Annotated in this window: 18 protein-coding genes; 4 read left to right on the top strand and 14 right to left on the bottom strand. The window is 46.8% G+C overall.

Going from position 1 to position 21,223, the window contains the following annotated elements:
- Positions 1-291: 291 nt before the first annotated feature.
- From LG219_RS05105 to LG219_RS05085, 5 genes are all read right to left on the bottom strand, one after another.
- Positions 292-1,332, bottom strand: coding sequence for a sulfate/molybdate ABC transporter ATP-binding protein (locus LG219_RS05105; RefSeq protein WP_226763455.1), 1,041 nt, complete (start codon positions 1,330-1,332; stop codon positions 292-294).
- A gap of 151 nt (positions 1,333-1,483) precedes the next feature.
- Positions 1,484-2,353 (bottom strand): sulfate ABC transporter permease subunit CysW, encoded by an 870-nt coding sequence (gene cysW, locus LG219_RS05100; protein ID WP_226763454.1) that lies wholly within the window; start codon positions 2,351-2,353, stop codon positions 1,484-1,486.
- Positions 2,354-2,367: 14 nt separating this feature from the next.
- Positions 2,368-3,192: a sulfate ABC transporter permease subunit CysT gene (cysT, locus tag LG219_RS05095; RefSeq protein ID WP_226763453.1), complete on the bottom strand. Its 825-nt coding sequence runs from the start codon at positions 3,190-3,192 to the stop codon at positions 2,368-2,370.
- A 296-nt stretch (positions 3,193-3,488) separates the two neighbouring features.
- On the bottom strand, positions 3,489-4,499 hold the full coding sequence (locus tag LG219_RS05090; RefSeq protein ID WP_226763452.1) for a sulfate ABC transporter substrate-binding protein: 1,011 nt from the start codon (positions 4,497-4,499) through the stop codon (positions 3,489-3,491).
- A 209-nt stretch (positions 4,500-4,708) separates the two neighbouring features.
- Positions 4,709-5,704, bottom strand: a complete 996-nt coding sequence (locus LG219_RS05085) for a sulfate ABC transporter substrate-binding protein (RefSeq protein WP_226763451.1) — start codon at positions 5,702-5,704, stop codon at positions 4,709-4,711.
- Between the two features lie 320 nt (positions 5,705-6,024).
- On the opposite strand from LG219_RS05085, the gene LG219_RS05080 reads away from it, so the two are divergent.
- The 3 genes from LG219_RS05080 to LG219_RS05070 are packed head-to-tail and all read left to right on the top strand — an operon-like array spanning position 6,025 to position 8,566.
- A complete protein-coding gene (locus LG219_RS05080) occupies positions 6,025-6,561 on the top strand; it encodes a hypothetical protein (protein ID WP_226763450.1) in 537 nt (178 codons plus the stop codon).
- A gap of 59 nt (positions 6,562-6,620) precedes the next feature.
- Positions 6,621-7,523 carry a TraB/GumN family protein gene (locus tag LG219_RS05075; RefSeq protein ID WP_226763449.1) on the top strand — a complete coding sequence of 301 codons (903 nt, stop codon included), beginning with the start codon at positions 6,621-6,623 and terminating at the stop codon, positions 7,521-7,523.
- 5 nt (positions 7,524-7,528) lie between these two features.
- Positions 7,529-8,566, top strand: a complete 1,038-nt coding sequence (locus tag LG219_RS05070) for an aldo/keto reductase (protein ID WP_226763448.1) — start codon at positions 7,529-7,531, stop codon at positions 8,564-8,566.
- 99 nt (positions 8,567-8,665) lie between these two features.
- Here the strand turns inward: LG219_RS05070 and LG219_RS05065 are convergent, their stop codons facing one another.
- The 8 genes from LG219_RS05065 to LG219_RS05030 form a co-directional block, all read right to left on the bottom strand.
- Entirely contained in the window at positions 8,666-9,769 is a 1,104-nt protein-coding gene (locus LG219_RS05065; RefSeq protein ID WP_226763447.1) for an ABC transporter ATP-binding protein, read from the bottom strand.
- A 58-nt stretch (positions 9,770-9,827) separates the two neighbouring features.
- The gene (locus LG219_RS05060; RefSeq protein WP_226763446.1) at positions 9,828-10,760 is read right to left on the bottom strand and encodes a carbohydrate ABC transporter permease; all 933 of its coding nucleotides are present in this window, start codon (positions 10,758-10,760) and stop codon (positions 9,828-9,830) included.
- Positions 10,761-10,780: 20 nt separating this feature from the next.
- On the bottom strand, positions 10,781-11,659 hold the full coding sequence (locus LG219_RS05055; RefSeq protein WP_226763445.1) for a carbohydrate ABC transporter permease: 879 nt from the start codon (positions 11,657-11,659) through the stop codon (positions 10,781-10,783).
- A 363-nt stretch (positions 11,660-12,022) separates the two neighbouring features.
- Complete coding sequence (locus LG219_RS05050; protein WP_226763444.1) at positions 12,023-13,273, bottom strand: ABC transporter substrate-binding protein; 1,251 nt, start codon at positions 13,271-13,273, stop codon at positions 12,023-12,025.
- A gap of 700 nt (positions 13,274-13,973) precedes the next feature.
- Positions 13,974-14,714 carry a GntR family transcriptional regulator gene (locus LG219_RS05045; protein ID WP_226763443.1) on the bottom strand — a complete coding sequence of 247 codons (741 nt, stop codon included), beginning with the start codon at positions 14,712-14,714 and terminating at the stop codon, positions 13,974-13,976.
- A 14-nt stretch (positions 14,715-14,728) separates the two neighbouring features.
- Entirely contained in the window at positions 14,729-15,607 is an 879-nt protein-coding gene (locus tag LG219_RS05040) for a glucosamine kinase nucleotide-binding domain-containing protein (RefSeq protein WP_226763442.1), read from the bottom strand.
- A gap of 303 nt (positions 15,608-15,910) precedes the next feature.
- On the bottom strand, positions 15,911-16,615 hold the full coding sequence (locus tag LG219_RS05035) for a phosphoadenylyl-sulfate reductase (protein ID WP_226763441.1): 705 nt from the start codon (positions 16,613-16,615) through the stop codon (positions 15,911-15,913).
- A 14-nt stretch (positions 16,616-16,629) separates the two neighbouring features.
- A complete protein-coding gene (locus LG219_RS05030; RefSeq protein ID WP_226763440.1) occupies positions 16,630-17,415 on the bottom strand; it encodes a sulfite exporter TauE/SafE family protein in 786 nt (261 codons plus the stop codon).
- Positions 17,416-17,552: 137 nt separating this feature from the next.
- On the opposite strand from LG219_RS05030, the gene cysB reads away from it, so the two are divergent.
- Positions 17,553-18,491: an HTH-type transcriptional regulator CysB gene (cysB, locus tag LG219_RS05025; RefSeq protein ID WP_226763439.1), complete on the top strand. Its 939-nt coding sequence runs from the start codon at positions 17,553-17,555 to the stop codon at positions 18,489-18,491.
- Between the two features lie 52 nt (positions 18,492-18,543).
- Here the strand turns inward: cysB and LG219_RS05020 are convergent, their stop codons facing one another.
- Complete coding sequence (locus tag LG219_RS05020; RefSeq protein WP_226763438.1) at positions 18,544-21,126, bottom strand: hybrid sensor histidine kinase/response regulator; 2,583 nt, start codon at positions 21,124-21,126, stop codon at positions 18,544-18,546.
- Positions 21,127-21,223: the final 97 nt, after the last annotated feature.

Below are 21,223 nucleotides of genomic sequence, written 5' to 3'. Positions count from 1 at the left end.
CTAAATGAAATGCAGCCCAACGTTTACCGCGATTGTTGGGCTTCGCAAGCTCAGCACCAAGCTACAAACACTTTCTTTTCTGGGCCGACAATGGTCGCTGATAGCCAGTTTAACTTGCCCACCAAAATCACACGACTTAGCTGTATGTATCGTTGCATTAACCATCGTTTGTCGTAATGAGCGGCCAAAAAATAGAAGTCATTGCCTAATGACAATGACTTCGTTAATGGCAAGGGTGTAGGTTCATCGCTCACCCAATATCCACCTTGATATTGGGCTGAGCTAAACGCATTAAACTGCGGTGCTGATTTTGACTTCGCGTGGTACGAGGTAAACGGTTTCGGCGACTTGCCACGCGCCTTCGAGTTGTCGCTCGCGGGTGAGTTCAACTTCAACTACTTCATGATCTGCCACTTCAACTTCAAGCCTCACCGTCGCGCCCAATAAACGAATATGGGTGATGGTGCCTTCAATCGCATGCAGGCTGGCAATACGGCTCAAATCAATTTCGTGCGGGCGCACATACACGGTAGCGTGCTCGCCTGGCTCGGCGGCAAATTGAGCGCTGCCCACCTTGGCCCAGCCTTCGTGTACCCGAGAATGAAATAAATTCACATCGCCCAAAAATTGATACACAAACGGGCTGGCTGGCGTGTCGTAAACTTGGCTTGGCGTACCAATTTGCTCAATTTGGCCTTGATTCATCACCACCACGCGATCGGCGACTTCTAGTGCTTCTTCTTGATCGTGGGTCACAAATACCGAGGTGACATTGATTTCATCGTGTAGGCGGCGCAACCAACGGCGTAACTCTTTACGTACCTTGGTGTCGAGCGCGCCAAATGGCTCATCGAGCAGCAAGACTTTAGGTTCAACCGCCAAAGCCCGCGCTAATGCAATGCGCTGTCTTTGCCCGCCAGACAGTTGCGCAGGATAACGATCGGCCAACCAATCGAGTTGCACCAGATTGAGTAATTCATGCACTTTGCGTTTGATTTCCGCATCGCTCGGCCGAGTGGATTTCGGGCGCACGCGTAGGCCAAACGCCACGTTCTCAAATACTGTCATATGGCGAAACAGGGCATAGTGCTGAAAGACAAAGCCCACTTGGCGTTCACGCACATGCCTATCGGTGGTATCTTCGCCGTGAAATAAAATCTGCCCAGAGTCTGGCGTTTCTAGCCCAGCAATCACCCGCAGCAAAGACGTTTTGCCGCAACCGGATGGGCCAAGCAATGCAATTAATTCTCCAGATGCAACATTCAAGCTCAAGTCATTGAGCGCTTTAAAGTCGCCAAATGTTTTAACGATATTGCGAATTTCGATGCTCATGGTTTATTCCTCGTGCCACCGTATCAGGGCGATATGCTAAGACCACCAATACGGTGACTGATCTATTCGGTTTTTGATCGATTTTTGCTTTGCCGTGCCGCGACTTTCAATTGGGTTCAATTGAGCTCAATTGGGCGACACGGTGCTTGATTTAGGCTTGCGTTGCCGAACGACGATCGGCGATTGCTTGCTGCTCGGTACGCCACTCGATATAGCTTTTGATTGCCAAAGTCAGTAGCGCCAATAAAGCCAAAATCGACGCGCAGGCAAAAGCACCGACAAAATTGTATTCGTTGTACAAAATCTCAACGTGCAACGGCACCGTATTGGTCATGCCGCGAATATGCCCCGACACCACCGACACCGCACCAAACTCCCCCATCGCCCGGGCATTGGCCAAAATCACGCCATAGAGCAAGCCCCATTTAATATTGGGTAAGGTGACATACCAAAACGTTTGCCAACCGCTTGCACCGAGCACCAGCGCCGCTTGTTCTTCATCAGAGCCTTGCGCCTGCATCAATGGAATCAACTCACGCGCCACAAACGGAAACGTCACAAAAATCGTTGCCAAGACAATGCCGGGAACGGCAAAAATGACCTTAATATTGTGTTCGGCCAGCCACTCGCCCCACCAGCCCTGCGCGCCAAATAGCAGCACATAAATCAAACCCGCCACCACCGGCGACACGGCAAACGGCAAGTCAATTAAGGTAATCAACAGGCTTTTGCCTTTAAATTCAAACTTGGCAATCGCCCATGCGGCAGCCACACCAAAGGTTAAATTTAACGGCAGCGCAATCGCCGCCACCATCAGCGTGAGTTGAATCGCCGCCAGCGCATCGCTTTCAACCAAGGCCGCTTGATACAAGCCCCAGCCTTGATGCAAAGCTTCAAAAAACACCGAAAACAACGGGATAATCAGCATGAAGCCGATCAATAACAAAGCCAAGCCGGTCAGCGTATAGCGCACCCACGGCGCTTCAGTCGTAACTACTCTTTTTGCAATCTGTGTTGCCATTTTATTCCCCTAAACTAGCGACGATGCCGTGTCATCCACCACTGCAAACCATTAATCAGTAGTAATAATGCAAATGAAACCACCAGCATCACCACCGCAATTGCTGTAGCGCCCAAATAATCGTATTGCTCCAATTTGGAGATAATCATCAAAGGCGTGATTTCGGATTTAAACGGCATATTGCCCGCAATAAAAATCACCGAACCAAACTCACCAATCGCCCGAGCAAAGGCCAGCGTGAATCCGGTCAATAGCGCCGGAAAAATCGTCGGTAAAATCACTTTGCAAAAAATCTGCCAGCGGGTCGCCCCCAAGCTAGATGCCGCTTCTTCAAGCTCTTTTTCCATGTCCTCGAGCACTGGCTGCACCGTGCGCACCACAAACGGCAAGGTGATAAAGGTCAGCGCCAACACAATGCCGGCCGGGGTAAACGCAATCTTGATGCCGAGCCGATCTAACGGCGCACCCAAAAAACCATTGGGCGCATACAGCGTAGCCAAAGCAATCCCTGCCACCGCCGTAGGCAATGCAAATGGCAAATCCACCAAGGCGTCGATAAAGCGTTTGCCGGGAAAGGCATAGCGCACCAACACCCAAGCAATCAGCAAACCGACAAATAGATTAATCAGCGCCGCGATCAATGAAGCGCCAAAAGTGACTTTATAACTGGCCACCACCCGCGGCTCGGTGACAATGGCCCAAAACGACGCCCAATCCAAACCCATCGATTTACTAATCAAAGCGGCCAATGGCAGCAAGACAATCAACGATAAATACAGCACGCTATAGCCGAGCGATAAATTAAACCCGGGTAAAACGCTGCTTTGCTTCCATTTCATACTGATTCCTTATGGCAATGTTCAGATTGCGTGCTGATGGTCAGCGTCGCGGCATTCCCTCTCCCTTGATGGGAGAGGGTTAGGGTGAGGGTGATCCGCCGGCGTGTTTTGTCAGCTCAACACCCCCATCCCAACCTTCCCCCATCGAGGGGGAAGGAGCTGCAGTCGATCGGCTCAAGCGCTTGTGATGTAAGCATCAACACCAAATCTGAACATCACCTTCTTATGGGTATATCTATCAAATCTATGATTAGCAAAGGCTAGACGGATATACCCAAGTTTCCCATCGACCTGCATCAACGATTTTTAGCGATTTCTGCCGAGATTTGGTCGTAAATTGCGCCGTCGTCAAAGAACTTTTTCTGCGCCGCTTTCATGCCACCAAACTCAGCCACACCAAATAATTTAATCGGTGGAAACTGCTTGGCATATTTGGCGCTCACTGCGGCATTGCGTGGGCGTAGATAGTTTTGTGCGGCGACTTCTTGTCCTTCTGGGCTCCAGAGGTAGCGTAAATATTCATCCGCCACTTTGCGCGTACCGCGTTTATCAACCACTTTATCCACCACCGCCACCGGCAAATCCGCGTCAATCGACACCGATGGATAAATCACTTCAAAATTACCCCGGCCAAACTCACGCGCAATCATTTCGGCTTCGTTTTCAAACGTCACCAATACATCGCCCATTTGCCGCTGCATAAAGGTCGTCGTTGCTGCGCGACCACCGGCATCAAGCAACGGCACATTGGCAAAGACCGCACGAGTAAATTCACGCGCTTTGGCTTCATTGCCGCCATTTTGCTTGAGCGCTGCGCCCCATGCGGCCAAAAAGGTATAGCGGCCATTGCCACTGGTTTTCGGATTTGGCACCACCACTTGCACATTCGGTTTAATCAAGTCCGCCCAATCTTTAATACCCTTCGGATTGCCTTTACGCACAATTAAAACTTGCAGACTCGAAAAAGGCGCCGCTTCATCAGCGTATTTCTTTTCCCAGCCCGGATTAATTTGTCGGCCTTTTTCCACAATGGCATCAATATCGGTACTTTGATTCATCGTGACCACATCCGCTTCTAGCCCATCAATCACCGAGCGCGCTTGTTTACTTGAACCACCATGCGATTGCTGAATGGTTAATTTATCTTTGTATTTCGCTTCGTAATATTTTTGAAAAACCGGGTTATAGTCTTTATAAAAATCACGCATCACGTCATACGACACATTCAATACCGTGGTATCAGCCCAACTGAATGCAGTTAAACCACTGAGCGAAATCGCCAATACGATTTGTTTAAATTTGGACATGATGCGCTTCCTTTATTTGAATACGAGCGACTGTAACAACTTGGTAGTAGCGCGACAAAGAATATAAATCTATTTCTATATTCTTTTTGTTTGAATTTAATTTTAATTTGAATAAAAACAAAGACTTGCTCAACATCGAACGCGACAATCCGCCGCAATGGTTTGGCTTATTGCACGGCCAAAACACTGCGGCTCAAATAGCGATGTGTTTATTGGTTGGCATTAGTGATTTGATCAAAGATACCGCCATCGGCAAAATGCAACTTTTGCGCTTTGCGCCAACCACCAAAAACATCATCAATATCAAAACGTTGAATCACCGGAAATTGCTTGGCATATTTAGCGGCAATCTCTTTATCAATCGGTCGATAATAATTTTGCGCGGCGATTTCTTGGCCTGCTTTGGAATACAAATAATTGAGGTATTCAGTCGCGACTTTACGGCTACCTTTTCGATCTACATTTTTATCAACAATCGCCACCGGTGGTTCCGCTTTAATCGACAATGACGGCGCAATTATTTCAAATTGATCGCGGCCTAATTCACGAAATACCAATTCAGCCTCGTTTTCCCACGTCACCAAAACATCGCCAATACCACGCTGCGTAAAGGTCACGGTTGAGCCCCGTGCGCCAGTATCTAAAACCGGTACATTCTTATATAGTTTTTGCACAAATTCGCGGGCTTTTTCATCCGAGCCATAATTCTTTTTGGCCCAACCCCACGCTGCCAAATAATTCCAGCGCGCCCCGCCCGAAGTTTTTGGATTTGGGGTAATCACTTTCACATCGGCACGAATTAAATCATTCCAATCTTTAATCCCTTTGGGATTGCCCTTTTTGACTAAAAATAAAATCGTCGATGTATAGGGCGAAGCGTTGTCAGGAAACTGCTTTTGCCAATCGGGTTTGAGCAATTTGCCATGCTCGGCCAAGACATCAATGTCAGAAGCTAAAGCCAAGGTCACAATATCGGCATCCAAACCATCGAGCACTGAACGCGCCTGTTTACCCGAGCCACCGTGCGATTGTTTAATTGTTACGTCGTCGCCGGTTTTCTTTTTGTAGTAAGCCGAAAAAGCTTTGTTGTAATCTTGATAAAGCTCTCGGGTTGGATCATAAGACACATTCAGCAACTCGATATTGGCAGCGTAACTGGGCGCTGTAATGGCTAAAGCAAGGAGCAGCACGGTTGTTTTATGCATGATAATTCACCAAAAAGTAAAAGATGAAAATGATCATGTCATGCTTTACATATAATCATTAATATTTTTTAATTAAATTAATATACTAAAAAAGAATATACAATTCGTCTTAGTGTCAGCATTGAAATCATCCTGAAATGATCCGTCTCGCGATTTTTACCAAAAGCTCAGCTTAAGTCTCGCTGCTGATCGGCCAAGATCCGAGCGATCAAATCGCCATGACCCGCCAAAAACTGACAACAAACAAAAGCAATTCGTCTTACTCGTGAAACACATTGTCATTATTCTGCTGGTTTTCACGTCAAACGAGCCGATGAATCATGCTATCCACCGCGAATCAACTCAGTATCATCTACTGCAAAACGGCGGCGGGTGAACATGAAATTGCAACGCGCCAACACGGATTATTGAGCAAACAAAGACAGGCCTTGATTCTCATCGATGGCAAAAAGAGCCATGCGCAACTCAGTCAATTACTCGCAACCATTGAACTGGATCGATTAATTGACGAATTGCTTAAATTAGGTTTAATTGGCCAAGCCAGCGCCACCCCTTTATTGATTCAGCCAATACCCGTGCCTAATGATGTCATTAGCATTGACACCAATCGCCCTCAACTTGCAGTAATGCCTTTAGATATCGAGCGCTTAAATGCGATTAAGCAATTGATGATTGATAGCTCAAAAATATTATTGGGTATTTTCGCCAATACTTTGATCGAAAAAATTAATGCGATTGAAGATGCAGGGCAACTGAGTCCGGCGATTGCGCAGTGGAATTTAAGCCTGCGTGAATCAAAAAATGGCCAAATGCAAGCTGAACAATACTTAAAAGCCATTAAAACACTGATGAAATAGCCTAATGAGCAGCACGGCGATATACTAAGAATCTATCTATTTTTACTAGGTTCGCTCTAATGCTTGCTCGATTTAGCTCATCATTATTTGCCGCAATGACCGCACTTAGTTTTACTGTGGTGCCACCGGCATTGGCCGATCAAGGCGATCAATCCGCCATTTTATGGAAAGTTGAAAAAGCCAATACACCACCGTCATGGATATTAGCCACCATTCAAACCACCGATGGCCAAGCCGCTGAATTTACGCCCTCAACCATGGCGGCACTCGGTGGTGCTAAATATATTGGCACTGAATTTCATAATGATATTAATTCAGTGGTGGATATGGCGCACGCCATGCTCGATGAAAAACCCAGCTTAGCGCAAACTTTAGGCGCGGCCGATTATGCTAAATTATTACCTTTAATTGAAAGCCGTGGCTATCCTGCATCGGTGACGGCCAAATTAAAGCCGTGGGCAGCGATTATGATGTTACTGTCGCCGCGCCCGGCTAAAGATTTAATTCCAATGGATGATCGTTTACTCAAATATTCAATGGAAAATGGCCGTAAATATTTTGGCATTGAAAGTGTTGAGCAGCAATTAGCGCCCTACCAAGCCATTCCAACGGCAAAACAAATTCCATTACTCAAAACGCTGATTAAAAATGAAGCCAAGCTGGAGCAAAATTACAAACTAATTGTTGCGGCTTATTTAAAGCAAGATTTAAATCAAATCCAAAAATTATTGCAAATCGAAGCATTGGCGCTACCCGAAGCAGATCGTGCTTGGTATCGCCAGTGGCGCACCGATACCTTCAATCAACGTAATACAGTCATCGTCCAGCGCCTTCAAATTCCATTTGAAAAAGGCGATTCTTTCGTTGGCATTAGCGCGGCCCAATTACCCGGCAAAGAGGGTTTACTAGCAAAACTACGTGCTGCGGGCTATCGCCTGAGCGCCTTTACTTCAGCGAAATAAATCATATGCAGATGAAAACCTTACCCGGCACGGATTTAACCGTGTCCAGCCTATGCTTAGGCACGATGACTTATGGCGAGCAAAATACCGAAAATCAGGCGCATGCCCAGCTGGATTTTGCGCGCTCGCACGGGATTAACTTTATTGATACCGCCGAAATGTATCCGGTGCCAGCCAATGGAAAAACCCAAGGCTTAACCGAATCCTATGTCGGCAGCTGGCTTAAACAGCAGCCTCGCGATCAGTTGATTGTTGCCACCAAAGTAGCTGGCCCCAATCGCGGCATGGAATGGATTCGCGGTGGCCCGCAACTCACCAGGGGGCATATCCTTGCAGCCTGTGATGCCAGCCTGCTGCGGCTCAATACCGACTATATCGACCTGTATCAATTGCACTGGCCAGCACGGCATGTACCGATGTTTGGGCAAACTTATTACGAGCCGAGCCAAGAATATCCCGATGCACCTGAGTTACACGCGCAATTAGCGGCGCTCAAAGAATTGGTCGATCAGGGAAAGGTCCGTTATGTCGGCGTTTCCAATGAAACGCCATGGGGCGTGATGGCCATGACGCGGCTAGCCGAGCAATATCAATTGCCACGGATTGCGACGATTCAGAATGTTTACAATCTGATCAACCGCACATATGACTATGGTTTGGCTGAGGTTTGCCATCGTGAGCAAGTGAGTTTGTTGGCGTATAGCCCACTGGCTTTTGGTTTACTCAGTGGCAAGTATTTACACGACGCCAAGGCGGATGGCCGCATGACGCGCTTTGCCAATTTTGGTCAGCGCTATTTAAAACCACAAGTGCCCGCCGCAATTGCCGCCTTTACTGCTTTGGCCGAGCGTCACCAAATCAATCCCGCCCAGATGGCTTTGGCTTGGCTGCAAAGCCGTTGGTATGTGGCCAGTACCATTATTGGTGCCACCACGATGGCGCAGCTCGCTGAAAATATCGCCAGCAGTCAACTCACATTAAGTGACAGCTTGCTGGCCGAAATTGAAGCGATTCATCGTTTGTCACCGAGCCCTGCTCAGTAGTTATTTTCATATCGAGTATCAATGTAATGGCATTACCCAAAACATTGGGCATAAAAAAAACCCGCAATACGCATTGCGGGTTTTTTTATGCTGCTGCGTTTAACGATTGCGTTTAAATGCCAAACCTTCAGCATCAAACAGCATGCTGTGTTTCTCTGGGAACACGATGCGAACCATATCGCCAAACTTCAGGCCGGTCATATGTGCTGGCAATTTCATGCAAATGATTTCATTTACGCCAGGGATTTCAACATAAGCCAAAACGGTGTCGCCCAAATGTTCAACCAAATCCACTTTAGCTGGGATTGAACCGGCAACGCTTTCGTCGGCCAATTCAATGTGCTCTGGACGAATCCCCAAAGTCACTTTATCGCCCACTTTGGCGCTACCTGGGTGTACCGCTGCGCGCGCTGTAATGCCTTTTGGCAAGCGAACTACGGCAGCATCTTGCTCAACGCCAACCAATTGCGCTTCAAATAAGTTCATTTTTGGTGAACCCAAGAAACTAGCAACGAATAAGTTCGATGGGTTTTCATACATTTCAAGCGGGCTACCCACTTGCTGAATGATACCGGCATTAAACACCACAATACGATCCGCCAACGTCATCGCTTCCACTTGATCATGCGTCACATACAGCATGGTGGTTTTGAGTTCTTGGTGCAGTTTTGACAATTCAACCCGCATGTTCAAACGCAGTGAAGCATCTAAATTCGACAATGGCTCATCCAATAAGAACACTTTTGGATTACGCACAATCGCCCGACCAATCGCCACCCGTTGACGCTGACCACCGGACAACGCTTTTGGTTTACGTTCTAGCAAATGCGTCATTTGCAAAATGTCAGCGGCTTTTTTAACCCGTTGATCGATTTCTGGTTTTGGTGTGCCAGCTAGCTTCAAGGCAAAAGCCATATTGTCATACACGCTCATGTGCGGATACAAAGCGTAAGACTGGAACACCATCGCGATACCGCGTTTTGAGGCGTGCAAGTCATTGGACAAGGTGTCGCCAATGTAAAGCTCACCGGCGGTGATGTCTTCCAAACCAGCAATCATGCGCATCAAGGTCGATTTACCGCAGCCTGATGGACCTACAAATACGACGAACTCGCCGTCTTTAATCTCTAAATCAACACCTTTGATCACACAAACGTCTTTGGTGTAGTTCTTTTTAATATTTTTAAGGGTAATGCTAGCCATTTTTAATATTCCTTAATTCTGAATTGGGTATTTTGTAAAGCGCCAATACAAGAGCATCTTATTTAACCGCGCCATCCATACCAGAGATAAAGTAGCGCTGAGTAAAGGAGAAGAAAATCAATACTGGAATAACAGTCAATACAATGGCCGCCATCAGTGTGTTTTGTGAGCCTGACAATGGGCCGGTCAAATCGTTAAAGACCCCGACCGCCAAAGGCTGCATTTCTTTCGAGCGCATGATAATCGATGGCCACAAGAAGTCATTCCACGCATTCACCAAAGTAAAGATACTCAAAGCCGCAATTGAAGGCGTTGTCACTGGCAACATGATGCGCCATAAGATTTGCATTTCAGTCGCGCCATCAACACGGGCGGCGTCGATCAAATCTTGTGGCACCGCTTCAAACGCTTGCTTCATCAAGAAAATACCAAAAGCGCCGGCCAAACCAGGGGCAATCGCCGCAAAGTAGCTGTTAATGCCGACAAAACGACGCCAAGTTTCGGCATCACTACCGAGCATGGCTTGCAATGAATTGGCCCAACGACCCAAAGTCGTCACCGTGATGTAGTTCGGCACCAAGCTCGCTTCTGATGGCAACATCATCGTCGCAATAATGGCGATAAAGATGAAATTACGCCCAAAGAACCTCATTCGCGACAATGGATATGCAGCTAAGACCGAAATCAGCACCGTTCCCAATACCGACGCCGTCGACATAATCATCGAGTTTTTGAAGTAGGTAGAGAATGGAATCTCAACAAAAACCCGTTCAAACCAGCTAAGTGTCACGCCGAGATTGTAATTACCTTCCGCATCAGCAATGTGCGGAATAAAGCCTTGCGGGAACAAATAGGCCGTTGAACCATCGGTCGACAAACCAAACGACAAAGCCCAAAGCAGCGGAAACGTCGTAAACAAGGCAAATAAAATCAAGCTTGCATACTGACTGCCCATGACCAGAGCACGAGTCAGTGTTTTACTCTTAAACATAACAATTCTCCTCGATATTCTTATTGTTTTTCGCCAAAGAAGCGAAATTGAGCCATGGCCAGAAGCATACAAAAGAATGTCACGACTAGACCCGCTGCAGCGGAAACACCGAAGTTATATTGTTTAAACGCTTGATCGTAAACATAAAAGAGCGCGGTATAGGTATCGGCTTTACCACCGGTTAACACCACCACTTCTTGGAACACTTTTAATGCGCCAATCGTTGACAGCATGGTACACAGCAAAATCGTTGGCTTAACCATCGGTACGGTGATTTTCCAGAAACGATCCCAAACGGTTGCACCATCCAAAATCGCCGCTTCTTCTACTTCAGCCGGGATTGCTTGCAGGCCTGCGAGGTAGAGCACCATGTAATAGCCAATCCCTTTCCAGAAGGTAAAGACCATAATTGAATACATGGCATATTTTGGATCGCCAAGCCAATCGATTTCTACCATTTTGGTTTCTGGCATTAAATGCAAGAAATGACCCACGCTAGAAAGAATGGCATTCAGCATACCGGTGTAATTAAATACAAATGACCACACCACACCGGCAATGGAAATTGCAGTAATTACAGGAATGTAGTAAACCGCACGAAAGAAAGTCATGCCGACTAATTTATTATTGACTAGCTTAGCAATCAATAAAGATGCCAATTGAATTACTGGCACAACAATCAAAAATAATAATGAATTTTTAACTGCGGAATGAAATAGTGGTTCTTCCCAAATATATTTAAAATTCTCAAAGTTATTCCACTCTGTTGCACCACCTGCAATTTCGTAGGTATGAAAAGCCAAATAGGTGTTAAAACCCACCGGCCAAAAAACAAAAACACCCATAAAGATCAAGGCAGGTGCCAAGAAGAAATAGGCTAACAAATTGGAGTTTTTCACGTTTCGACTCTTCAGTGCGTTACAGACAAGATAGATAATAACTCAATCCACACATTTTGTGACTTGATATTAACCAAACCCATGTGACATTCAGAACAGAGATTATAACTTAAGCAATACAAATTTTGCACATTTGCATTGTGTTTTTTAAACAAGTCAATTGTAACTAAAAAATCTATAGTACAAACCACAAAAAATAAGCATCACAACAAGCGCTGCTATTTTTGATAATTGCGCAACATTTTGGTGCGCGTTTATTTACTTCATTAGTAAAGACTAATTAAGTACTGCAATTTCATTTTTGCAGCGCACAAAAAAGCGGTAATGCATAACGCATTACCGCTTTTTTTAATTAACTAAATATTATTTAGCGAATTGAACGTTCCAAGCAGCAACAGCTTCATCCAAAGCTTGCTTAACTGGGATACGACCTTGGATCGCAGCATCGATCTTGTCGTTCATTACTTTACCCAAAGCAGCTTCATCAGCACCCGCTGGCAAATCTTTCAACATGAAGTGGCGAGTTTTGCTAATGACAGAACCACCCATTTTGAAGGCTTTTTTACCTGGATCTTTGTCATCGTTCATTGCAACGTCTTTAGCTACGATTGCATTGGCGTTTTTAGTCGATGCAAAAGTGTAAGACGCTTTAGAGAACATCGCTTGTGCTTCTTCGCCAGTGATGAACTGAGCTACTTTAGCGACAGAAGCCAAGTCTTTTTGACCTTTTGGCACAACGTACATCGTAGTCCAGCCGCCGAATGCGAACTTGCCATTGTCACCCAATGGGAAAGTCGTTACATCCGCTGCAGCGTAGGCTGCTGGGTTGGCATCTTTAATTTTCTTAACTGCATGGCCGCCTTCAGCGAACATGGCGAAGCTACCGTTAGCAAAGCCAGCGATTTGCTTGTCAAAGTCAAGGTTCACATCTTTAACGATGGTGCCTTCTTTGTATGCATCAGCAAATTTTTGAACTAAAGCTACGTGTTTTGGGCTGTTAAATACGGCTTTGCCACCTGAAACGATAGGCAAACCTTCAAACATGAACCAGCCTTGGAAACCGTCTTGAAGCTTAGAAGCCCAGCCTGGTTTGCCAGTTTTTGCTTTGATTTGTTTCGATGCGTTAAATACATCATCCAAAGTTTTGAATTCTGGTTTCACGCCAGCTTTAGCCAACATGTCTTTGTTGTAAACCATAACGGCAGTAACTTGGTACGATGGGAAGCCGTAGATTTGACCGTCAACCGTGGCATTAGCCAAAGCTGCATCAGTGTATTGACCTTTGAATGGCGCAATGATTTTAGTTACTGGCGTCAATAGCTTAGGCGCCATTTCGTTCATCCAGTCAGTCGGAACCAATGCCAATCCTGGAACATTACCTTCAGCAACAGCAGCAACGATTGCTGGCTTCATTGCGCCCCAACCAAGGTCTTTCCAAGTTAAGTCGATTTCTTTTTGTGAACTGTTGAATTTAGCCACAAGTTCTTTGTGGTATGCATCGTAAGTTGGAGCCAAAGAGTGAGACCAGAACTCAACTTTAGTCGCAGCTTGAGCTGATACAACAGAAGCCGCAAACAGGGCAGCACCAACAAGAACGGAACGTTTAAAGTTCATAACAACTCCTAACATTTAACATTGAATACGAGCAACACAAGGTCGCAGGAAAAAGGCGCAAATCAACAACAACGTAAACCAGAACAAATTTCAGAGTAACCCCACGTCAAGCCGCACTGATGATTTTCTTTTCACAGATTGCAATCTTCTGAATGCGATCCATACTTTTAATTTCATCAAACCGCCTTGATCACTCGGCGGCTAGCGTTTTTTTCGTAAGCCACTGGGTTCACACTACGGAATCTAGATTACCGTAATTCACCAGATGAGTGAACATTGTCACTAAGGGCACGCTTGCGCTTGCGCTGGCGCGGCCATCAGAGCTCGCTCTGCCAGCCCAATATCCGAGATCAACTCAATAAGAAAAATCTGTAGGCAAAAGCCCTAATGCTTTTTTAAAACTACATTTAGCCTATTTGCGTTTTAAGAAAAAGCACTACAAAACAAGGAAATATCGCGTAAGCAAAGTCTAAAAATGTAGGAAATCCCTTATGTTTTTGGCATTTTTATACAAAAAAATACATTCTTACTGACAAATCAATCGCGAAATTAGTAAACACTGTTCAAGTTTTGTGCAAAAATCACACTGTATGTGTAAAGTTACCAATGTATTTTTTTGTATCTTCCTTGCAACACCCTGCAATAAAAATGGCGTATCGGCCTTCGCCGTACGCCATTAAAAAACCGGAGTAGCCGATCTTTAGCGATATAACTCCACCACAAAATCGTAATAATCGCTACGAAACCACGAATGCGTGAGTTCTATCGCCGTGCCATCTTCTAAATAACCAACTCGCGTGAGATGTAACATCGCCGTGCCGGTGGGTACGCCGGTAAGTTGTGCCATTTCTTCTGAAGCATTAACTGCGCCAATGTTTTGAATCGCCCGTACCACAGTCAAATTGGCGTCTCGCATGTATTCATATAAAGACTCGCCGATTTTTTCTGGTTCAGGCACGTAGTGATAGGGCAAAGCGGTGAATTCCACCGCCATCACCACGTCATTGGCAAAACGTAAGCGCTCTAAGTGCACTACACGACTATTGGGCGTGAGATTCAGGCGCAACAACTCTTCTGATCCAGCCAAGGCCAATTCACGCTTTAGCCATTTGGAAGATGGGCGAAAGCCGCGCTGCTTAAGCATTTCAGATAAATTAGTCAGCCGAGTGAGTGGCTGCTCTAACTTTGGCGTGATATAGGTGCCAGAACCTTGGCGACGAATAATCAAGCCTTGCTCAAGTAATAAATCAAGTGCTTTACGGGCCGTGACGCGTGAAATGCCGAGCACATCGCAAAAGGTGCGCTCTGAAGGCAGGGGATCATCCGCTTTCCAAAATCCAGCATGAATGGCGGCAGCAAGCTTATGCCCAAACTGCAAATACAATGGTGTTGCACTGTCACTATCGGGCTTGAGCACCAAAAGCTTGTTTTGATTTTGCATCCCCTACTCCTGAATTACTTAAATTCACGCGTAATTAAGATTAAAGCACCGGCACATGAATCTTTTTGCGCGCGCGTCGTACTCGCCAAAAAGTCACTTGGCATATATGGACGCAATGCCTCGGACAAACCCCCGCCACAAATCGCAATCGGTAAATCAGCTGCGCTGGCACGTAAAGCGCTGGCGATATTTTCAATTTCGCGGCCGGCATCCAATACAAATGCTTTGGCAAATTCATCGGTATCGGCAAACTCCAGCACGATTGGCGACAAAGACGCGCATTCGCTTTGCTTCATTGTGCCCATCCAGGCGAATACTTGTTCACGGGTATCACCCGTAATCGACAACAGTTTTTGGCCAAATGCCGTCATTGGGCGACGACCATCCATTAAGCGTTGCACATGGTTAATGGCTTTTAAACCCAAATAAGCGCCAGAGCCTTCGTCTGAAGTTGGAAAACCCCAACCGCCAACCTCTAAGCGCGTACCATCGCTAAGCCACGCCTCACCAATCGAGCCGGTTCCAATCGCAATAATGCCGCCATGCTGGCCATTGTGTGCGCCCAATAATGTGGAATAGCCATCAGTTTCAATCACCACTTTGGCAAAACCCGGGTTTTGACTGGCAAACGCATCGGCCCAGGCCTTAACTGTAACGCCAGACAAACCAAAACCAACCGCACACTGCGCAAAGTCTGGCTCATTCACACCAATAGCTTTAAAGCCTTCTACAATCGCCTGTGTAATATTGTGCCAAGCTTTTTCTATGCCCTGTCCTAGTGCAGAAGGGCCCGCTTGAGCGCGCACTTTTTCCACACCATCCAAACCTGCGATACAAATTCGTGTTCCGGTACCACCGCCATCCACGCCGATTAAGTATTGAATAGAGCTCATTTTTTTTATCCTATATGCGTTGAGAAGCCGCCCTCCCCAAAAGAGCGAATTAGCTTAGAACTTGCAGACCACTTGATATTATTTTCAATTAAACGCGTTCAGCACATCAATTAAATTGCGCTTTTAAGATTACATTTAATTTACAGTGCGCCGAAATAAGCATACCAATTTAGTGAGACCTGCCTAACTTGTCAATTACACCAGACAAGAAAAACGCCCGATCACTCGGGCGTTTGTTTGCAAACATAATCAGCTGACCGATAAAAGTTTAAAGCCGACTGCAATCGATTGATCTAAAACCCGTTATTTAAGTAGACTCACCGCGCTGTCTTTCACGTGCAAACCGCATTCTTTATTTTCTGGATTTTCCCACCACCAGCGACCGGCACGAATATCCTCACCCATTGCAATCGGTCGGGTACAGGGTGCGCAACCAATTGAAGGCACGTGCTGATCGTGTAGCGCGTTATAAGGGATTTGATTGTCGCGAATAAAAGCCCAGACTTCTTTTTCAGTCCATTCGAGCAAAGGATTAAATTTTTCTAAGCCATTACCGGCATCAAATTCTTGCGACGCTAAATCGGTGCGCGTTGGCGATTGCTCACGGCGTAAACCGGTAATCCAGGCTTTTTTGCCTTGCAAAGCGCGTTGTAAAGGCTCAATTTTACGAATATGGCAGCAGGACTTTCTCAGTTCAACCGAGTTATAAAATGCATTGATGCCATTGCTATTGACATACTGCTCAACCGCCGCCGTTTGTGGGAAATACACCGTAATGGGGTGCGATGGATATTGCTCGGCTACTTTTTGCATCAAGGTATAGGTTTCGCTGGGTAAACGGCCAGTATCGAGACTAAATATACTCACGGCGACATTTTGCTTAGCTAATAAATGCGTAATCACCATATCTTCAGCGCCAAAAGAATTAGCGAATGTAGCTGGACTATATTGCGCTGCAATCCGTTCTAATAAAGCGATGGTCTGCGCTAATTTTTGCGAAAAATCCATAATAAACCCCAAAATTAAAATATCAGTTTGTAGCCAATGAATACCAGCATGGTAGCCAAGCAAGGCCGCAACACACGATCAGAAATCACGCCCGATAAATGACTGCCAAAATAAATACCCGGCAAAGAGCCCATTAATAAATACGCCAATAAACTCCAATCCATATTGCCCATGCTGGCATGCCCTAAACCAGCCACTAAAGTCAGCGGTACCGCATGCGCGATTTCGGTGCCGACTAAGCGTTTGGTGGTCATCAAGGGATACAGTAAAAATAGCGCCACCGTACCTAATGCACCAGCGCCAATCGACGTTAACGTCACAATCGCCCCGAGTACAACGCCGGTGAGTACCGTCAATGCATTTAAACGCCTGCCGCTCATTTTAAAGCGATCACCCGCATGCTGGCTCGCCAACGCGATGATTTGCTGCTTAAACACAATCGCCACTGCGGTAAACAATAAGGCCACGCCCAAACCATGCTTAATCACAGCATTTAAGGTTTTGGTATCGGTATGCAGATAGTGCAGCACCAGCAAAGTCAAAGCCGCCGCTGGCACGCTGCCTAAAGATAAATAGCCGGTAATCGACCAATCAATATTGTTATTTTTTTGATGCACATACACACCACCGGCCTTGGTAATGGATGCATAGAGTAAGTCGGTGCCGACTGCGGCGGCAGGCGGAATCCCAAACCAGAGCAAGATCGGCGTCATTAATGAGCCTCCGCCAACGCCAGTCATGCCCACAATAAAACCGACGACTAAGCCTGCAATGACAAAGCCTAAAATTCCAACGTCCATCTTACATCCTCAGGCCTACTGGCTTTGCTGTTTTAGTCAGCCTTGCATCATAGCAATTATACTTATAACACCTTAGACAAATATGTTAGGATTTTAGAACTAAAAATTCTCAGTCAATTCTTTCACGAGTCCACGATATGAAATTACAACAACTCCGTTATTTGGTCGAAGTCGCAAAGCAAGGGCTCAATGTTTCAGAAGCGGCGGAAAAACTGCATACCTCGCAACCGGGGATTTCCAAGCAAATCCGTTTACTGGAAGACGAGCTTGGCGTGCAGATTTTTATTCGCAACGGCAAACGCGTGGTCGATATCACCGCACCGGGGCGTGAAATTTTACGGATTGCTGAGCGTATTTTGATGCAATCGCGCAATCTAAAGCGCATTGGCGAAGAATTTGTGAACGTTGAAGGTGGCAGCTTAATTATTGCCACCACGCACACCCAAGCGCGTTATGCGCTGCCCAAGACCATTCAAGCCTTTATGCAGCGTTACCCCAAAGTACGCCTCTCGATCAAGCAAGGTAATCCAACCCAAATTTCAGAAATGGTGGTCGATGGCACTGCCGATATCGCGATTGCCACCGAAGGCATCGATCATTACCCAGAGCTGGCCACGCTCGATTGTTATTCGTGGAATCGGATTGTGGTCGTACCCAATGGCCATCCTTTAGCGACACTGCAACGGCTGATCACGCTGGAGGATATCGCCACGTGGCCTTTAATCACGTATGACTTTGCTTTTGCTGGACGCTCAAAAATTAACCGCGCTTTTGAGCTAAAACATCTCAACCCCAATATTGTGCTGACCGCGATTGATTCGGATGTGATTAAAACTTATGTTGGACTCGGTTTGGGGATCGGTATTTTGGCCAGCATGGCGTATGAGCCCGAGCGCGATACTCAGCTTACATCGATCGATGTGAGCCATTTATTTGAGCCCTCCACCACGCACATTGGCGTGCGCAAAGACGCTTATTTACGCGGTTATGGCTACGATTTCATCGAGCTGTTTGCCCCACACTTAAACCGCAACGTGGTGCAAGCGGCATTGCTGTGTGAAGCCCAAGAGAATTAAACGACGCCGCTCACCGCGTGGATGGCAATCCACGCGCCATTTTGCCAACGCCTCACTCCGATGCGGGCAAATATTGCGCCACGATCTGCTGCAATTTAACTAAGTTCAGCGGCTTGGCTAAAAAGCCGTCCATGCCAGCCGCCAAACATTCGTTTTCGCTATGCTCAAACGCATTGGCAGTAAGGGCGATAATCGGCAAGGCGCGAGTATGCGCTTGGCTGCGTAAAATCCGCGTTGCTGCCAAGCCGTCCATTTCGGGCATTTGCCAATCCATTAGCACCAAATCAAAGATTTCGGCATCGGCGGCCAGCAGTGCTTCGCGGCCATTTTCTGCCACCACTACCTGACAGCCCAATTTGCTCAAAAAAGCCTGCACCACGCGCTGATTAATTTTATTGTCTTCTGCGACTAATATTTTACCAATGTATTGCACTGTAGACTTTCTATTTACTGGTCTAGCAGCAGATACCTCTACACAATTTAATAACTCAGCCACTGTTCGCAATACCGTATGCTCGGCCAACGCCACTTTGCACAAAAAAGCCTGCTGCGGCTGTAGCGGCACATCGGGCATTTGCCAGCCCAGTAATAAACTTGGCAATTGAGGCCACAGCTGCAGCAGTTGCGCCTCTTCAATCATCAATAAATCAACGCAATTGATCGACGCTGGCGGCGTCGTCAGTAATCGAACACCTACCCGCGCCAAACACGGCAAGACCGTGCGCGCAATGCCGTCGGCTTTGCCCAACCACAGCACGGTTTTGCCTTGCAAATGATAATCGGCAAACTCACGCGGTTGCGCCAAATGCTGCTGTGGCAAGCTGACGATAAATTCAGAGCCCTGCCCCAACACCGAGCGCAGCTGAATATCGCCATCCATCAACGCCAGCAACGATTTAGAAATCGCCAATCCCAAACCTGTGCCGCTAAAGCGCCGCGTTGAGCCCGATTCGGCTTGGTAAAAACGCTGAAATAATTGATTGGCACTGGCGATATCGATGCCAATGCCGCTGTCTTGCACTGCGATGCAAATCTGTTGTTGATCGCAATACGCCGCAATGCGCACAAAACCATGCTCGGTGAATTTAATCGCATTGGAGATTAAATTAATCAACACCTGCTTTAAACGCAAAGCATCACCAAAATACCAAGCGGGCAGCTGCGGATCGATATCGAGCAGCACATCGAGTCGCGCTTCAACCGCGCGCGACGCTAACACGGCTGCGGCGTCTTCGATCACTTGCGCCAATTCAAACGGCGCTTTAATCAGCTCAAGTTTACCGGCTTCAATTTTAGAAAAATCGAGTAAATCATTGACCAACAACACCAATGAATCACCGGATTTATGCACATTGGCGACGTATTCAGCCTGCTCGGCGTTGAGCGCGGTATTACCCAGTAATTGCACAAAACCCAAAATACCATTGAGCGGCGTGCGAATTTCATGGCTCATCGTCGCCAAAAAATTCGACTTCGCCCGATTGGCCGCTTCAGCCGCATCGCGCGCCACGGCCAAAGAATCACTTTGCAATAACAACCGTTCATTGGCTTGGCGTAATTGTTCTTGTACTTGTTTGGCCCGAATCAATTGCGACACAATCGCCGCAAACAGCTTCATCACTTCGCGCTGGTACGGCATCAAGCTGCGGCGATGCAAAAAATTATCCGCCGCCATCCAACCCAATAAAGTGTTGTCGGCATACAGCGCCACTAAAGAATTCCAGCCACGGCCAACGACGACTTTATTGTAATAAATCGCCGCGTCTTCTTTGACCATCACTTCGCCCGGCTGCGCTAAAGCATCATGAAAAATTTGATGCTGCGGCGTTGGGCTGCGATACCACGCTTCATTACACAACTCACCATTGTTATCGGTGCCATAGGTGCCGCACATTTCATCGGTTTGCAAATCAGCCGTAAATAAAGCGGCGCGATCAATGCCTAAATCACCAATCGCCGCCGCAACCACGTTGCGATACAAATCATCTAAAGAGGGCGTTTGAGTGAGGCGCAGCGTCACTTGATGTAATTTTTGTAATAACTCACGATACTCTTCAGCGCGTTGCAAGCTTTGCTGCAGGCGGCGCGTCATTTCATCGCGCTCTAAATTGTGTCCATACAATAAAGCCGCCACCCGCTCTTGCAGCATTTCGGCCAAAGCCTCGCATTCAATGCGAAATGCCGCGGTATCTAAATACGCTTGTAAGCGCACCACATCGCTTAACTCAACGTAAAGCAAAGCCTGCAATCCTTGGCTCGCCAGCAACGGTAAAATCAAGCGCGATAAAGCAATCGGCGCGTCATCGGGCACATCCCAGATTTCTTGCATTTGATAGCTAACCGGCCGAATCGACACCGCCGGTTCGCGCATTTGCCAAGTCAGCTCATCGACTGGCACGCCAAAAAATCCGGTTGCTTGTTGTGGCTCGGCAAACGCCAAAGGCCGCTGGCCGATGACGGCCTCAGCATAAATCGCCACGTTGGTGAACGACTCATTGGGCAAAATCAAATACACCCTTTTGGCCGTAAATGAATCTCGCACAGCGCCCACCAACGTGGCGGCAAACTGATCCCAGCTATCGGCTTCTAATAGTGCACGTAAATTAAGTAGCGATTCGAGTTGCATCAATTGCATTGCCAACCTTGATTTTGAGCAAAAATCACGCTGAGTATGACTCAGCACCAAGCGCAGCATCGACTGCGTTATACTGTAGGGCTATCTATTAGAAGTT

The sequence above is a fragment of the Deefgea salmonis genome (genome assembly GCF_020531905.1).
Taxonomy (GTDB): Bacteria; Pseudomonadota; Gammaproteobacteria; order Burkholderiales; family Chitinibacteraceae; genus Deefgea; species Deefgea salmonis.
This window is presented reverse-complemented; position numbering and strand designations above follow the sequence as displayed.

Excerpts from the sequence above, each read along its gene's own strand:
- LG219_RS05105 (WP_226763455.1), bottom strand. The coding sequence starts at position 1,332 with ATGAGCATCGAAATTCGCAATATCGTTAAAACATTTGGCGACTTTAAA.
- cysW (WP_226763454.1), bottom strand. The coding sequence starts at position 2,353 with ATGGCAACACAGATTGCAAAAAGAGTAGTTACGACTGAAGCGCCGTGG.
- cysT (WP_226763453.1), bottom strand. The coding sequence starts at position 3,192 with ATGAAATGGAAGCAAAGCAGCGTTTTACCCGGGTTTAATTTATCGCTC.
- LG219_RS05090 (WP_226763452.1), bottom strand. The coding sequence starts at position 4,499 with ATGTCCAAATTTAAACAAATCGTATTGGCGATTTCGCTCAGTGGTTTA.
- LG219_RS05085 (WP_226763451.1), bottom strand. The coding sequence starts at position 5,704 with ATGCATAAAACAACCGTGCTGCTCCTTGCTTTAGCCATTACAGCGCCC.
- LG219_RS05080 (WP_226763450.1), top strand. The coding sequence starts at position 6,025 with ATGCTATCCACCGCGAATCAACTCAGTATCATCTACTGCAAAACGGCG.
- LG219_RS05075 (WP_226763449.1), top strand. The coding sequence starts at position 6,621 with ATGCTTGCTCGATTTAGCTCATCATTATTTGCCGCAATGACCGCACTT.
- LG219_RS05070 (WP_226763448.1), top strand. The coding sequence starts at position 7,529 with ATGCAGATGAAAACCTTACCCGGCACGGATTTAACCGTGTCCAGCCTA.
- LG219_RS05065 (WP_226763447.1), bottom strand. The coding sequence starts at position 9,769 with ATGGCTAGCATTACCCTTAAAAATATTAAAAAGAACTACACCAAAGAC.
- LG219_RS05060 (WP_226763446.1), bottom strand. The coding sequence starts at position 10,760 with ATGTTTAAGAGTAAAACACTGACTCGTGCTCTGGTCATGGGCAGTCAG.
- LG219_RS05050 (WP_226763444.1), bottom strand. The coding sequence starts at position 13,273 with ATGAACTTTAAACGTTCCGTTCTTGTTGGTGCTGCCCTGTTTGCGGCT.
- LG219_RS05045 (WP_226763443.1), bottom strand. The coding sequence starts at position 14,714 with ATGCAAAATCAAAACAAGCTTTTGGTGCTCAAGCCCGATAGTGACAGT.
- LG219_RS05040 (WP_226763442.1), bottom strand. The coding sequence starts at position 15,607 with ATGAGCTCTATTCAATACTTAATCGGCGTGGATGGCGGTGGTACCGGA.
- LG219_RS05035 (WP_226763441.1), bottom strand. The coding sequence starts at position 16,615 with ATGGATTTTTCGCAAAAATTAGCGCAGACCATCGCTTTATTAGAACGG.
- LG219_RS05030 (WP_226763440.1), bottom strand. The coding sequence starts at position 17,415 with ATGGACGTTGGAATTTTAGGCTTTGTCATTGCAGGCTTAGTCGTCGGT.
- cysB (WP_226763439.1), top strand. The coding sequence starts at position 17,553 with ATGAAATTACAACAACTCCGTTATTTGGTCGAAGTCGCAAAGCAAGGG.
- LG219_RS05020 (WP_226763438.1), bottom strand. The coding sequence starts at position 21,126 with ATGCAATTGATGCAACTCGAATCGCTACTTAATTTACGTGCACTATTA.